This is a genomic window from Thermostichus sp. OS-CIW-32 (genome assembly GCF_054060415.1).
On sequence record NZ_JBSSDD010000002.1, the window covers coordinates 284,244 to 297,603 of the forward strand.

Genomic DNA, 13,360 nt, shown 5'->3' on the forward strand with positions numbered 1-13,360 from the left:
CCCTCTCCCTGTGGGAAAGGGGTGAGGGGATCCATCAACGGGCAGGCTTGAAGCCGAGTCCGGTTTTTTTCTGCCTGGTCTTGGCTGGGGGATCGGACAGAGGAGAAGCTGACGAAGTTGGCGGGAAAACGGGCTCCGGTTTGGGCCGGATCGAGCCCGCCTCGGCTACTGCCTCAGAGAGCTTTTGCCGCACCAGCTCCTGAGTCTCCAAAATGTTGGGATCCGCCGCCCATTCCGGGGCCTCTCGAACGGGATCATCCTCGGAGGTGAACTCCAGGTCGTAGGTCTCGGCGCGGTAATCGAGGCTGAAGCATTCCCAAGCCCGCAGACTGTAAAAATAGGGGAACAAACGCACAATGCGCTCAATATCCAGGTGCGCAGCAAAGCGACGAAAAGCCTCTTCTTCAGACACCGGAAAAGGGGCGTAGTGTTCTGAAACAAACCACCGCAAGAACTTCCGCGCCTCTGGGATGATCTGCTGGGCAGGCAGGGATCCCAGCACCGCTGCGTTGAAGCAGTTGACCAACAGGTGCTCCAGCATTACCGCGTTGTACTCGGCAAAGCAGGTTTGCTCGCGGCTTTCCACCGGCTGCCAGGGCATGTTGCCGTTGGCGGCAATGAGCAGGTGAACCAGGTCATGGGAGGGGTTGGTTTGGATGTAGCCGTGCCCCTCCAACTTGGCGCCATCGCAGCTAAAGAGCTGGTGTTGGGGGCTCCAATAGAACTTGAGTTGCTTTGCCGCCATGTTCAGTTCTCCTCCTCACCCAGGGGATCCTTTTAGAGCTTACACCTGCACTGATGAGCTGCTATGAACTATAGGCCACGGAGGAGAGCGCCGGCTTATTTGACAATTGGTCAGCGAGAACGCTTGCCACAAGTGGCAAAACAAAGGGGTCTTTATCTCGAAGCAATTCTCGGAGCAGACAGGCTTTAGCCGCCCTACTAGGCTCAAAGCTGAGACCCGCTGTGCTCGCATTGTGAAAAAAGATTGAAAAAAGATGAACTCGAGATCCTCTAACTGCAGTAAAAATCTTTACGCCTACACCAAGCGCTACAGTAGCTTTCGGAATTACTGGGTGGTATTGCAACTCCGTACTTTCATGCCACCCCACTATGCTTGCACTGGCAGCTGCAATGACTGTAAAAATACAGCCCGGTCAAGTAAAAAGCCAAAAAGCTGGTTGGCTGCTTCTCCTGGTGCTCGTGGGAAGCTGCCTTGTCGGCTGTGGCTCTTCCGGCGGTACAGGCATTGAGCCGTCTGCTGTGGGATCCCAAGCTCGCCTGACGTTCAATGGGGCTCTGACCCGCTCCTTTTCTGGCACACAAGGGGAAATGGAGTTCAACATCGCCCTCTTGCAAGGCGGGGATCCGCCCCAACCAATAACCCAGCTCTCTGCCAGTCAGGTCAGCCTGCAGGTAAACCGGGTAACCGACTTGCTAGGGATCCCGCAGCCGGTAACCTTGACCCTGACACCCACCCGGATCGAGAACCCCCCGCCGGATCTGCCTCAGCGGCCTTTGCTCATGGCTGTGCTGATGGATGGCTCAGGCAGCTTGCTGGTTTTGGATCCCCAATCTCGGCGCTTCCTGGCTGTTTTTCGGCTCTTGGATCAATTTCGCCCTGCACCCCTGGATCTGGGCGCCATTCTGCGCTTTGACAACCGGGGGGCAGGTTTTGGCCTTACAGCCCTGGGGCAGCCTCTGCGCACAGCTCAGCTATTGCAGGACTTCACCGGCGACAAAGAGCTGCTGAGACGAGGCGTTTTGCGCGCTGTTCCGGGGGGGAACACTGCCCTCTACGATGCCACGGTAGAAGCCGGGCGTTTCTTGAGCGACTTTCGGCCCACCGAGCGTTTCAACCGCCGCTTGGTGGTATTCACCGATGGGATTGACAACGAAAGCACCCGCTCCATCAACCAAGCTACTCAGGAGCTGACAACTTTGGCCAGAGAGCGAGGACAAAAACTCACCGTGTATGTGGTTGGGTTGGGGGTCGATTTGAATCTTCTGGAGTTACAGCGTCTGGCTGCAGCTACTGAGGGGACTTTTGTGCTGGCACGGTTTGCGGATCAACTTAGCTAAACCGCCGGGAAGCCCCGCACTCTCTGCAACAGCAGGAGGGTCGGGATGAAAGGCGTATATATCCTGTGCCATAATCAACATGGCTGTACAAAACGGCGTTGCCGGAATCTGGTACAGCTACGCGGTGGGACATCCCGTGTCTGCGCGTGGAGGGTTCTTGCAGTAGCTCCCCGATGAAGCGCGAAGCCCACGCTGTACCTGTAGGGTCAGTGATGGGAGTATGTCACTTTTAATCAGCTTCGCTTTGTGGAAGATCTCATTCGCGTTTGCTATGCCCCAGAAGGCGATCAATCGGATCAACCCTGCCGCCTCCGCATTCCGGTGCCCCTACCTCCTGCACCGACGGACTTTCCGACACCTCGACCCACTCCTGCCTCTACCCCGACACTAACACCGACGCCAACACCGACGCCAACCAACTAGGTAGGAGCATGCCTCTAACCCCCAAAACCCTGAACTTTGCTGAATTTACTGAGCTTTAGGCGGTTTGGCAAAAGTCATTGAGAGGGATATAGTAGACCAAGTTTCCCCCTGATCCTTGAGTCCACCGCAACGGTTGCCGGGAAGTGAAGGGGGAAAGCGCTCGGGGGGTATTCCTCAGGGCTTTGCGGGATACCGCCTTCCTGCTCAGAGATAGGCAGGATGCGATCGCTTCTTTCCTGAACCATGTTCAGGGGAGTTCAGCGTGAATGTATCAGAGCCGTGTAGCCATGCCCTTGGAGAAGTTGGTCCCGCTATTGCGGTCGCAAAAGCGTTGCGTAGCGATGACGGCTTTCCCCCGGGTGGAGCACGCCAGTCGTTGAAATCTCAATCGAGGTCTGACAGCGCTTGCCGCCTGTGACGGTGGGATGTCAGGCTGAGACAGGAGTGGTTTTGCAGTCGGTAGGAACCATGACGCAGCGTGCCCAAGGATTTTGGCAATGGGGATCCCTTTGCCGGATTGGCCTCTACGTAGCTGCTCTATTCTGCGTGGTGGTGCTCTGGGGAATCCCGGCCTTGGCTCTGCCCCAAGGGGATGCCATCACGGATCCCCGTACCCTGTTGCGGCGGGCGTTGCCTATTCAGGAAACGAAGCTGCTGGAAATTGATGAGGCCATCTCCAAAATCGACACTGACCTGAAGTACAACCGCTGGTCAGCGGTGCGGGGAGATGTGCGCCAGGTAGAGCACCTCTTGGATCGCTATGGAGATTCCCTGCTGGCCGGCTTGCCCCCGGATCGGGTGACCCCAGCCTCTGAACAGATGGCTGCGCTGCGGGAGCAGTTGCGGGTGATCGGCCAAGCCAGCGAGCGCAAATCCAAGGGTAAAGAAGAGGCCCGCGCTGCCTACGACCGTCTAGTGGACGAGTTGGGATCCCTGGAAAACCACTGGGTGGGGGCTTTCCCCTACACAGTGCCTGCTGAGTATGCCGACAAACCTCAGCTCTTGGGGCGGGCAGAGGTGGAGCTAAACACCACCGCTGGGCGCATGGTGATCACCTTAGATGGCTACAGCGCCCCCATCACTGCCGGCAACTTTGCCGACCTGGTGCAGCGGGGCTTCTACGATGGCCTGACCTTTGACCGGGTGGAGACCTTCTTCCTGGCGCAGGCCGGGGATCCCCCTGGCCCTGCCGATGGCTATGTGGATCCGGCCACGGGCAAGGTTCGCACCATCCCCATGGAGATTCGCGCCAAAGGCGAGGTGATGCCCCGCTACGGCCAGACTTTTGATCAGATGGGCCTGTGGGATGTGGAACCGGCTCTGCCCTTTTCCGCCGAAGGGACGGTGGCCATGGCCCGCTATCCCGACGATCCCAACAGCGCCTCTTCTCAGTTCTTCATCTTTATGGCTGAGCCGGATCTCACCCCGGCGGGGTTAAACCTCATGGATGGCCGCTATGCCGTGTTCGGGTACGTTACAGAGGGAACGGAGGTGCTGCGCCACATCAAAGTGGGGGATCGGATTTTGAGTGCCAGATTGATTTCCGGCCAAGACAACCTCAAAACTGGAGCCTAGAGGGGATCCCTTCCTTCCTGCCTAACTGTGTCGATAAGCCGCCGTACCGTCGCCGCCCCTGCAGAGGGCTGGAAGCGAAAGGGAAATTTGCCCCTGGCCAACAGGCGCAGACCCAAAGGCACCAAGCTGAGCAGCCCTTTGGGATCCCGGCCCACCACCTGCAGGGCAAAGCGGCGCTCATCTATCCAACCACCGGAGCGCACCAGTTGCACCAGAGTCTTGCGGTGGCGGATGGCTATGGGCAAGGACTCCGTCCGAATAGCGCGAACAGCGTGCTGGCGGGAACGGTCGGTGGGCAGAGCAGCGGTCTTGTCTGCATGGCGGGAGAGGATCCCCTGTTTGAGTTCGGTGATTTGATCCAGAGGTGCCACGCCCATCGGGCAGACGCTGTTGCAGTTCCAGCAGCGGGTACAGCCCCAGACACCAGCCAAGCTATCCAGAGCCTGCAGGCGTTGTTCCCGTTGGCTGTCGCGGCTGTCTTGGACGAGGCGGTTGGCTCTGGCCAGAGCATGGGGGCCGACAAACTCTGGGTTCACCTCTTTGGCATTGCAATCGGAATAGCAGGCTCCGCAGAGAATACAGCCACCGGCAGCGTTGAGATGCTCCCGTTCGGCAGGCAGCTGTAAAAACTCTCGCTCCGGGATGCGTCGCCCCGCCGTGCTGACAAAGGGATCCACCCGGCTGAGATCGTTCCAGAAGGGCTGCATATCCACCACCAGATCCCGCAGAACGGGCAGGTTTCCCAGAGGGCCGATGCGAATAGGCTGCGGCTGGGGGCTGCGGGGATCCAGCTCTTCGCCCACATGTCGGCCACAAGCCAAGGCTGCCCTACCGTTGATGCGCATGGCGCAACTGCCACAGATGGTGTTGCGGCAGTTTTTGCGGAAGGCCAAGCTGCCATCCTGCTCCCACTTGATCTGGTTGAGGCAATCGAGAATGGTGGCGCCAGGGGATGTCTCCAGCCAGAAGGACTGCCAGCGGGGCGGCTCCGGCGGCAACTGTCGGAAAATCTGAAATTCTACTCGCAAAGTGCTCTGCACCGCTGAAGGGAAAGGGGATCCCATCCTAGCTCTCTCCCTATTGCTCCGCAACGCTAACGGGACAGCAGAAGTGGCTACAACGCGCGGCTGAGGGCGCTCCCCGGCCCCTGAAACAACAGCCAAGAAATAAGGAAGTTGGTGACAAACACGCCCAGCAGCGCCGTAACCACTGCATCGGTGGTGGAGCGACCCACCCCCTTGGCTCCCCCGCTGGTGGAAAGGCCCCAGTTGGAGCCAACAATGGCGATCAAAGACCCGAACACCATCGCCTTCAAGCAACAGACGAGCAAATCCCAAGAGGTCAGAAGGGTTTGCGCCGAGTTGAGAAACACTGCAGGAGAGATGTTGTAGGCCGAAGCGCAGATGATCATCCCCCCCACCAGCCCCGTCAGCAGGGAGAGGATGGTGAGCACCGGCAGCATCAGCCCCGCAGCCAGCACCCGCGGGATCACCAGATAATCCACCGGATCGGTGCGCAACAACAGCAAAGCGTCGATCTGCTCCGTGACTTTCATGGTGCCCAGCTCGGCGGCAAAGGCGGATCCCACCCGTCCGGCCAAGATCACCGCCGTCACCACCGGTGTCAGCTCGCGGGCAAGGGCAATCGCCAAAACTCCCCCAATCAAGGAAGAGGCTCCGAAGTTGATGAATTCCCGCGCCAACTGGATGGTGAAAACGCCGCTGATCACCACCGCCGTAATCAGAACAATCAGCAGCGACTCCAGCCCCACCGCCGCAAGCTGATCCAGGGTGTTGCGACGATGGATACGGCCCCGCATCAGATGCAAAATCACCTGGCCGGCCAGGAGAAAACTGCTGCCCACCCGCTGCAACCAGCTCATGGTTTCCGTCTCAAGAAGCCGTTATCGCTAGGCGACGCTTTGGCGACCCCGTTAGCGGGGCGGAATCCTTTGGGGTTGCCGGTTCCGCCGGCAACTGAAAGCTGGGCACAAACGAGGCCCGTGTCAGGGGTTGATCCAGGATCAGCCCCTCTCCCCCCAACACCTCTAGGGCACGGCCTTCCACCGAGATCCAAACCCGGGCGCCGGGGTTTTGGCTGGTGGCCGTGTAGAGCACCTGCGCAATCCGGCTCATCATCGCCGTGGATCCCCCCCCCTGGGTAAACTCTGGGGAAAAATTGAGAAAAATATCGTCACCTTCCACCCGCACATCCAACACCTGAGTTTGGGGTGGAATGGCGCTGGTAAGGTGGGGATCCCTGGGGCCGGCAATCAGCTCCTCCAGAGCCAGGCGGATGGCTTCCTGAGCGTCGAAGGCGCGAACCGTGCGCTCTTGCTGCACATAGTAAATGGAGTTGTCGGCACTGGTCAGCCAATACAAGGAAAGCGTCTGCCGCGGCCCAATGGTGTACCACCAGGCTGCCCCCATCGCCCCCAGCCCCAGCAAAAAGCCGAGGATCCCCAGTTGTAGGGCCCGGCCCCGACGCGGGCGGGAACGCCGTCCTCCCAACCTAACGGAGCTGAGCTGTGCAATACGGCCTCCGTAGTGGCTCATCGCTGGCAACCCCCTGTCTTACCTAGCTCTAGGGTAGCGAAGAAAAGCCCACTCTGCCGGGGATCCCCCATAGGCTGGACAGGCAAAAGTGCGGCAGCAACTGGGATCCCTTGTATGATGATAATGATTTACACCCGGCATTGCTGAGTCGATAACTGAGCACACAAGGAGCTGAGCCTCAATCATGGTTACTGCCACCGCTACTGCCACCAATGTTGGCTACATCACTCAGGTCATTGGGCCTGTGATCGACGCCGAGTTTCCCAGCGGCAAGCTGCCCGAAATCTACAATGCCCTCAAGGTGGAGGGCACAACCGAAAGCGGCCTGAAGGTTAACGTCACCTTTGAGGTGCAGCAGCTTTTGGGGGATAACCGCGTGCGTGCGGTGGCCATGTCCTCGACCGACGGCCTGGTGCGGGGCATGCCGGTGGTGGATACGGGCGCTCCGATTACTGTGCCGGTCGGGCAGCCCACCCTGGGGCGCATTTTCAATGTGCTGGGAGAGCCGGTTGACAAAGGAGAGCCCGTTCAAGCCCAAGAATTTGCCCCCATCCACCGCAGTGCGCCTCCACTTGTCGATTTGACGATTAAGCCAGAGCCCTTTGAAACCGGCATCAAGGTGATTGACCTGCTGGCCCCCTTCAAAAAGGGGGGCAAGGTGGGCCTGTTTGGCGGTGCCGGCGTGGGCAAGACGGTGCTCATCCAGGAGCTGATCCACAACATCGCTGAGGAGCACTCTGGCCTGTCGGTGTTTGCGGGCGTGGGAGAGCGCACCCGCGAGGGCAATGACCTCTACAACGAGATGAAAGAATCCGGCGTGCTGGATAAGGTGGCGCTGGTCTATGGCCAGATGAACGAGCCACCGGGTGCCCGCATGCGGGTTGGCCTGACTGCCCTGACCATGGCAGAGTACTTCCGCGACGTTAACAAGCAGGACGTGCTGCTGTTCATCGACAATATCTTCCGCTTTGTGCAGGCCGGGTCGGAAGTGTCGGCGCTGTTGGGCCGCATGCCCTCGGCGGTGGGTTACCAGCCCACCTTGGCTACCGAAATGGGCAACCTGCAAGAGCGCATCACCTCTACCAAGCAGGGATCCATCACCTCGGTGCAGGCGGTGTATGTGCCTGCTGACGACTTGACGGATCCGGCCCCAGCAACCACCTTTGCCCACCTCGACTCGACGGTGGTATTGTCCCGCAGCTTGGCAGCCAAGGGTATCTATCCGGCGGTGGATCCCCTGGATTCCTCTTCCACCATCCTGCAGGCGGACATTGTGGGCGAAGAGCACTACAACACCGCCCGGGCAGTGAAGCAAACGCTGCAGCGCTACAAAGAGCTGCAAGATATCATCGCCATCCTGGGGCTGGACGAGCTGTCGGAAGAGGACAAGCTGGTGGTGGCCCGCGCCCGCCGCATCGAGCGTTTCCTGTCCCAGCCGTTCTTCGTGGCGGAGGTATTCACTGGCTCCCCCGGCAAGTATGTGAAATTGGCAGACACCATCAAGGGCTTCCAGCGCATTTTGTCGGGGGAATTGGACAATCTGCCGGAGCAAGCCTTCTACTTGGTGGGCACCATCGAAGAGGCCATCGAGAAAGCCGAGAAGCTCAAGTCCAAGTGATCCCTCACCCCCAGCCCCTTTCCCACAGGAGGAGAGGGGAGTTGCCGATAGCGCGGCGACTGGGCTCCCCAGGGTTGAAGGGGGGAACGCCCTGGTGGCATTGCTGACTGAAAGCGCTCCCCAGACCCGGCAGGGCTCCTTCTTTTCGGGGGAGCCTTGGTTTTATCTACAGGTGGGACGGCTGCTAGGGATCCCCGGCGACAGGCCCGAAGCGATAGCCCTTGCCGTAGACGGCGTGGATCAATTCTGCTGCCCCGGGCAACCTGAGGCGGCGTCGCAGCAGGCGCACCTGGGCTGCTAAGACGTTGCTGCTGGGGGGATCCTCTCCGGCCCACACCTGCTCGTAGATCTGGTCGTGGGTGAGCAACTGGCCGGGGTGGGTCATGAAGTACTCCAGCAGGCGAAACTCTTTTTGGGAGAGGTGGATCATCCGCCCCTGCCGGTAGGCCACCTGGTTCTCCCGATCCAGCTCCAAATCCCCTATCTGTAGGCGAGGGATCCCTTCTCCAGTACCTGTGGTTCGCCGCAAGAGGGCCCGCACCCGCGCCAGCAGTTCCCGCAGCTCGAACGGCTTCACCAAGTAATCATCTGCCCCGGCATCCAGCCCTTCCACCCGGTCGTCTAGGGTATCTTTGGCCGTCAGAAACAGGATGGGGGTGGTGCAATCCACCTGCCGTACCCGCTGGCAGAGGGAAAGCCCAGAGAGCTCCGGCAACATCCAATCCAAGACCAGCAGATCGTAGGGCAGAGCGGGGGACTTTTGCAGCAGCTCCCAGGCCCGCCCTCCTGTGTAGGCGACGTCCACCGTGTAGCCCTCTCGCCTCAATTGCTGGGCCAGAGAATCGGCCAACTCCACTTCATCGTCCACCAACAAAATCCGTGCCATAGGACTCCGTCCCGCTAACGCGAACGCCTCAGGACTCAGTCTCGCCGTCGTCTTGGAAACAATGTGGAGCGCTGACGTACTCAGAAAAGGACTCCGTCCCGCCAGAACTGGAGAGCGGCTCAAGCTGCAAGGATAGATCGTAAAGGCGGCGCCGCGTCCAGATGGGGGATCCCTGCAGACGCTGGGCCAACCGGCGGCTGGCTGCAGACCGGGACAGGCCTTCGGCCAGCAATCGGGCCATTTCTTGACGAATTTCCGCTTCCGATTCACTGTCTCCCCGCCCATTCAAGGACTCCGTCCCGCCTCTGGCAGGGTTAGGGCTGGGAACGGCACCCACATATCCCTCAAGCAAGAGGGTGAACTCCCCCCGCGGCGGCTGGGCGGCGCAGTGCTCCAGAGCTGCTGCCAGGGATCCCCGCCAGAAGGACTCATACAGCTTGGTCAGCTCCCGCGCCAGCACGATCTGCCGCTCTGGGCCGCAGTGATCCAGCAGATCCCGCAGAGTTTGGCGCAGGCGATGGGGGGCTTCATAGAGAACGACGGTGCGCTCTTCTTGGGCCAACTGTTGCAGGCGGGCCTGTCGCTGACTGGGTTTAAGCGGCAAAAATCCCTCGAACACGAATCGTCCTGTAGGCAGGCCCGAAGCGGTCAAGGCGGCAACAGCAGCTACCGGCCCCGGCACAGGGATCACCGGGATCCCGGCCTGAATGCAGGCGCGCACCAACTCTTCTCCCGGATCGGAGATGGCAGGAGTGCCGGCATCGCTGATCAGGGCCACCGACTGGCCCGCCGACAGATACTTCAGGAGTTGCGGGATCCGCTGGGCAGCGTTGTGCTCGTGATAGCTGATGAGGCGGGCGGAGATTTGAAAATGTTTAAGAAGCTGGCCGGAGTGGCGAGTATCTTCTGCCGCCACCCAGTCCACTTCCCGCAAAACCCGCAGCGCCCGCAGGGTGATGTCTTCGCGGTTGCCGATGGGGGTAGCCACCAAATAAAGGCTGGCGGTGGGGTGTTCCATCCCGATAACCTATTCTCCGCTCCAAGGGCTTGCTGCCAACAATTGGAGATCACCTCGGATCCCCAGATTAACTTCTCTTGGCCGGTGCCCCGATACCCAGGCATCTGCCTTTCGCGGTAGCGGGACGGAGTCCTTTCGCGGTAGCGGGACGGAGTCCTATGGCAGGATCGAGAAGTGCTGCGGAGAGGGATCCCGGTGCGCTTGACAACGCGGGCCACCTATAGCATCAAAGCTTTGTTGGATCTGGCGATGCTCGGCTCCGGGCAAATGGCTTCGGTGCGGGCCATTGCTCAGCGACAGGGGATCCCAGCTCCCTACCTGGAAAAGTTGCTGATTGAGTTGCGCCAGGCCGGCTTGGTTTGTTCCCAACGGGGGGCCCAGGGAGGCTACCGGTTGGCACGGGCGCCGCGGCGGATCCCGATCAGCGCCATTTTGGCGGCGGTGGGAGAATCCCTGCATCCTCTCATGGACAGTTCTAATCCTTCAGCCGTGCATCCGGCGGAGCGGCTGGACTGGGTGACGGAAGCCCTGTGGCAGCGGATCGCTCGGCAAGTGCAGCAGGTGCTGGAGGAAACCACCTTGGAAGATCTGTATTTTGATGCCCGGAGCTGGCAGGCGGCTCAGGATCAGGAGAGTGGATTTGTGGTTTGATCGCGTTAGCGGGACGGAGTCCTTTCGCGTTAGCGGGACGGAGTCCTTTCGCGTTAGCGGGACGGAGTCCTTTCGCGTTAGTGGGACGGAGCCCTTTCCCGGCGGCTGGCTGTTTTTTCCGGCCCAACCAACTGCCGGGCTGGTGCTGGCGGCAGCTTTGGCTTTGGATTATCTGCTGGCGGATCCCTGGGGTTGGCCTCATCCAGTGCGGGTGATGGGGGCTGTTATTGCCTGGGGGCAAGGCTATATCCTCAAGCACTGCTCAACTCCGCGAGCACAACAGTGGGGCGGGGCAGTTCTCACCCTAACTTTGGTGGGGGGATCCTACGGCATAGGCTGGGGGCTGGTCGCCATCGGCAATACCATCCACCCCTGGGCAGGGATCCTCGTGCAGGTGATCCTGATGGCCAGCTGTCTGGGAGGGCGCAGCCTGCGCTTTGCCGCCTTGGAGGTGTTGGATCCCTTGGAAAAAGAGGATCTGCCGGAGGCCCGTCAACGTCTCAGCCGCTACGTGGGGCGGGATACAGAGCACCTGACGGCATCGGAGATTTTGCGGGCGCTGATTGAGACGGTGGCCGAAAATACTCCCGACGGAGCAACTGCCCCTCTGTTCTACGCCTTCTTGGGAGGGGCGCCCTTGGCCCTAGCCTACAAGGCCAGCAGCACGCTGGATTCGATGGTGGGCTACCGCCACCCCCCTTTCACCCATTTGGGCACAGTGCCGGCCCGCTGTGAGGATGGGCTGACTTGGCTGCCCTGCCGCCTGACGGTGCTCACGCTGGCGCTGCTCAGCCGGGATCCTTGGGGGTTCTGGCAGCGGTGTCGTCAGGACGCGCAGGCGGATCCCAGCCCCAATTCGGGGTGGAGCGAAGCGGCTTTTGCCTGGCGGCTGCAGATCCAATTGGGGGGAACCAATTTCTATCAGGGGATCCCGAAGGTGAAACCCAAATTGGGGATCCCAGCTCGCCCCTTGACCCCGCAAGTGGTGCGGGAAAGCTTGGGACTGCTGCGACAGGTTGTATGGATTTGGGGGAGTTTGATGGTGGGAGCAACTCTCCTGTTGACCGTTCTGCAACTCATGGTCGTTTATTTCACCCCCTAGGATGAACTAAACAACCGGTTGCTTCCTGCTTCTACGACCCTTACCTAGCTGAGCTTTTGACTCAACCCCGGCAGAGGAATCTCCACAGGTGCAACTTCCCCCAGAACTTGAGGTAGAGTTAGCAAAGCTAACTAGATCGGCGGCAACAAAAACCGTAGCTGCTGTCAACCTGCCGTGAACCTAGAACCGCTGAAATAAACGATGATAAAAACAGCAGCTGCTACAGATATCAAGCACAGGGCGGTGGGGCATCCCGTCCTTTTCGCGTCAGCGGGACGGAGTCCTTGAAGCTCGCACTCTCTCGCTTTAGCGGCGCGGAGCGCTTTGCGTCAACATGAGTGCGGGAGTTATGTCACTTGTGCAACCGTTTATCGCTGGCTGAGCCGAGCAGACCTCACGACAACAAAAGTCAAGACCCGCAAGCGAAAGACAGACTTGGCTGCCCTGCAGCAAGACGTAGACCGGTGCCCAGAAGCTCGACTAAAGGATGGAGCCCAGCGCCAGAGCAATACCCATTAACTGCAGCATTGACAATATCCAAACAACAAAAAGGCCCCCTTTCGAGGGCTTTTTTGAGGATACTGTTGCGCCGTTTTACCGTGGTTTTCGACCTGGAAAATCCAGTGTAGGATACCGGGGATGATTGTTGATAGTTTCCAAATCTAAGTTTGGCTTACTGCTCTCACATCCACTTCCCATCCTAATTGTCGAAGGGTATAGATCGCAAAAACATAACGGCAGTCACCAACGCCGCAGAATCCTCTCCCAATCATACCCCATTTTTGGGGTGTGCCCGTCAAGTGCTCACCAAGGGCTAGGATAAAAGACAGCTTGACGGGTTGCTGGCCATGCTTGGTTCCTGGTTAGACAACATCTACGGCGCTTGGTTTCTGCCGGAGCGCACCTTTCGGGCGTTGCGGGAACAGCCTGTTCTCTGGCAAGCCTTTGGGGTGGTGGGGCTGCTCAACGTCCTGGATGCGATTCGCCGCTCTGGGGTAAGCCTGCCGAGCATGGTGCTGGCGGTGCTGATGGGATCCCTGGGCTGGGTGGGTTTGGCGGCTTTGTTGCAATTGCTGGCCTTTTGTTTGGGTCGGGCTGTCCCTTCCTTTTCAGCGCTGCTGTGCTTGACGGGGTTTGCCGGCTTGCCGTGGCTGCTGCTGGGGCCTGCTCAATCGTTGGGTGGGGTGGTGGGATCCCTGCTGGGCTTGTCAGCTCTGCTGTGGTTTGTGGTTTGGCAGGTGCGGGCAGTAGCTGTAGCGCTGGATTTGGAGTGGTGGCGCCTGGTGGGCCTGATCCCATTGGCTTTCCTAGGGGGGATCCTGTCCCTGAGCTGGCTGACCAGCGGCGTCGTTGCTCTGGCTTCCTTGCGCTAAAGCTTATAGTTGTTTCAGGTTAAGGTGAAACGCCTAGGCTACTGATCGCGCCAGCGGGACGGAGTCCTTGAAAAGCC

At 59.7% G+C, this 13,360-nt stretch carries 14 protein-coding genes and 1 other RNA gene; 8 read left to right on the plus strand and 7 right to left on the minus strand.

Annotated features, from left to right (window positions below):
• Positions 1-34: 34 nt before the first annotated feature.
• Complete coding sequence (locus ACVWY8_RS03895; RefSeq protein ID WP_414330718.1) at positions 35-745, minus strand: hypothetical protein; 711 nt, start codon at positions 743-745, stop codon at positions 35-37.
• A gap of 458 nt (positions 746-1,203) precedes the next feature.
• Between ACVWY8_RS03895 and ACVWY8_RS03900 the strand changes: the two genes are divergently transcribed.
• The 3 genes from ACVWY8_RS03900 (at position 1,204) to ACVWY8_RS03910 (ending at position 4,080) form a co-directional block, all read left to right on the plus strand.
• Positions 1,204-2,082, plus strand: coding sequence for a vWA domain-containing protein (locus ACVWY8_RS03900; protein WP_457392977.1), 879 nt, complete (start codon positions 1,204-1,206; stop codon positions 2,080-2,082).
• A gap of 246 nt (positions 2,083-2,328) precedes the next feature.
• Positions 2,329-2,505 (plus strand): hypothetical protein, encoded by a 177-nt coding sequence (locus ACVWY8_RS03905; RefSeq protein WP_457392974.1) that lies wholly within the window; start codon positions 2,329-2,331, stop codon positions 2,503-2,505.
• 468 nt (positions 2,506-2,973) lie between these two features.
• Positions 2,974-4,080, plus strand: coding sequence for a peptidylprolyl isomerase (locus ACVWY8_RS03910; protein WP_457392972.1), 1,107 nt, complete (start codon positions 2,974-2,976; stop codon positions 4,078-4,080).
• Here ACVWY8_RS03910 and ACVWY8_RS03915 read toward each other — a convergent pair.
• The 3 genes from ACVWY8_RS03915 to ACVWY8_RS03925 form a co-directional block, all read right to left on the minus strand.
• The gene (locus ACVWY8_RS03915) at positions 4,077-5,108 is read right to left on the minus strand and encodes a succinate dehydrogenase/fumarate reductase iron-sulfur subunit (RefSeq protein WP_414342869.1); all 1,032 of its coding nucleotides are present in this window, start codon (positions 5,106-5,108) and stop codon (positions 4,077-4,079) included. The two genes, ACVWY8_RS03910 and ACVWY8_RS03915, sit on opposite strands and share 4 nt — an antisense overlap.
• 86 nt (positions 5,109-5,194) lie before the next feature.
• Entirely contained in the window at positions 5,195-5,962 is a 768-nt protein-coding gene (locus tag ACVWY8_RS03920) for an MlaE family lipid ABC transporter permease subunit (RefSeq protein ID WP_414350573.1), read from the minus strand.
• Positions 5,963-5,972: 10 nt separating this feature from the next.
• The gene (locus tag ACVWY8_RS03925) at positions 5,973-6,635 is read right to left on the minus strand and encodes a GerMN domain-containing protein (protein WP_457392969.1); all 663 of its coding nucleotides are present in this window, start codon (positions 6,633-6,635) and stop codon (positions 5,973-5,975) included.
• Between the two features lie 184 nt (positions 6,636-6,819).
• Between ACVWY8_RS03925 and atpD the strand changes: the two genes are divergently transcribed.
• The gene (atpD, locus tag ACVWY8_RS03930; RefSeq protein ID WP_457392966.1) at positions 6,820-8,253 is read left to right on the plus strand and encodes a F0F1 ATP synthase subunit beta; all 1,434 of its coding nucleotides are present in this window, start codon (positions 6,820-6,822) and stop codon (positions 8,251-8,253) included.
• Positions 8,254-8,437: 184 nt separating this feature from the next.
• Here the strand turns inward: atpD and rppA are convergent, their stop codons facing one another.
• Both rppA and rsmI read right to left on the minus strand, forming a co-directional pair.
• The gene (gene rppA, locus ACVWY8_RS03935) at positions 8,438-9,139 is read right to left on the minus strand and encodes a two-component system response regulator RppA (RefSeq protein ID WP_414331461.1); all 702 of its coding nucleotides are present in this window, start codon (positions 9,137-9,139) and stop codon (positions 8,438-8,440) included.
• Positions 9,140-9,167: 28 nt separating this feature from the next.
• The gene (gene rsmI, locus ACVWY8_RS03940; RefSeq protein ID WP_457392963.1) at positions 9,168-10,157 is read right to left on the minus strand and encodes a 16S rRNA (cytidine(1402)-2'-O)-methyltransferase; all 990 of its coding nucleotides are present in this window, start codon (positions 10,155-10,157) and stop codon (positions 9,168-9,170) included.
• A 195-nt stretch (positions 10,158-10,352) separates the two neighbouring features.
• Here rsmI and ACVWY8_RS03945 point away from each other — a divergent pair, with 195 nt between their 5' ends.
• The 3 genes from ACVWY8_RS03945 to ACVWY8_RS03955 all read left to right on the plus strand — a co-directional run bounded on the left by ACVWY8_RS03945 (position 10,353) and on the right by ACVWY8_RS03955 (position 12,429).
• The gene (locus ACVWY8_RS03945) at positions 10,353-10,808 is read left to right on the plus strand and encodes an Rrf2 family transcriptional regulator (protein WP_457392960.1); all 456 of its coding nucleotides are present in this window, start codon (positions 10,353-10,355) and stop codon (positions 10,806-10,808) included.
• 109 nt (positions 10,809-10,917) lie between these two features.
• Positions 10,918-11,910 (plus strand): adenosylcobinamide-phosphate synthase CbiB, encoded by a 993-nt coding sequence (cbiB, locus tag ACVWY8_RS03950; RefSeq protein ID WP_457393314.1) that lies wholly within the window; start codon positions 10,918-10,920, stop codon positions 11,908-11,910.
• Between the two features lie 324 nt (positions 11,911-12,234).
• Complete coding sequence (locus ACVWY8_RS03955) at positions 12,235-12,429, plus strand: IS630 transposase-related protein (protein ID WP_457392957.1); 195 nt, start codon at positions 12,235-12,237, stop codon at positions 12,427-12,429.
• 55 nt (positions 12,430-12,484) lie between these two features.
• Here ACVWY8_RS03955 and ssrS read toward each other — a convergent pair.
• Positions 12,485-12,672: non-coding RNA, 6S RNA (gene ssrS / locus ACVWY8_RS03960), on the minus strand.
• A gap of 86 nt (positions 12,673-12,758) precedes the next feature.
• Between ssrS and ACVWY8_RS03965 the strand changes: the two genes are divergently transcribed.
• Positions 12,759-13,283, plus strand: coding sequence for a YIP1 family protein (locus tag ACVWY8_RS03965; RefSeq protein WP_457392954.1), 525 nt, complete (start codon positions 12,759-12,761; stop codon positions 13,281-13,283).
• Positions 13,284-13,360 lie beyond the last annotated feature (77 nt).

Coding starts and splice junctions, on each gene's coding strand:
- ACVWY8_RS03895 (WP_414330718.1), bottom strand. CDS start 745: ATGGCGGCAAAGCAACTCAAGTTCTATTGGAGCCCCCAACACCAGCTC.
- ACVWY8_RS03910 (WP_457392972.1), top strand. CDS start 2,974: ATGACGCAGCGTGCCCAAGGATTTTGGCAATGGGGATCCCTTTGCCGG.
- ACVWY8_RS03920 (WP_414350573.1), bottom strand. CDS start 5,962: ATGAGCTGGTTGCAGCGGGTGGGCAGCAGTTTTCTCCTGGCCGGCCAG.
- ACVWY8_RS03925 (WP_457392969.1), bottom strand. CDS start 6,635: ATGAGCCACTACGGAGGCCGTATTGCACAGCTCAGCTCCGTTAGGTTG.
- atpD (WP_457392966.1), top strand. CDS start 6,820: ATGGTTACTGCCACCGCTACTGCCACCAATGTTGGCTACATCACTCAG.
- rppA (WP_414331461.1), bottom strand. CDS start 9,139: ATGGCACGGATTTTGTTGGTGGACGATGAAGTGGAGTTGGCCGATTCT.
- rsmI (WP_457392963.1), bottom strand. CDS start 10,157: ATGGAACACCCCACCGCCAGCCTTTATTTGGTGGCTACCCCCATCGGC.
- ACVWY8_RS03965 (WP_457392954.1), top strand. CDS start 12,759: ATGCTTGGTTCCTGGTTAGACAACATCTACGGCGCTTGGTTTCTGCCG.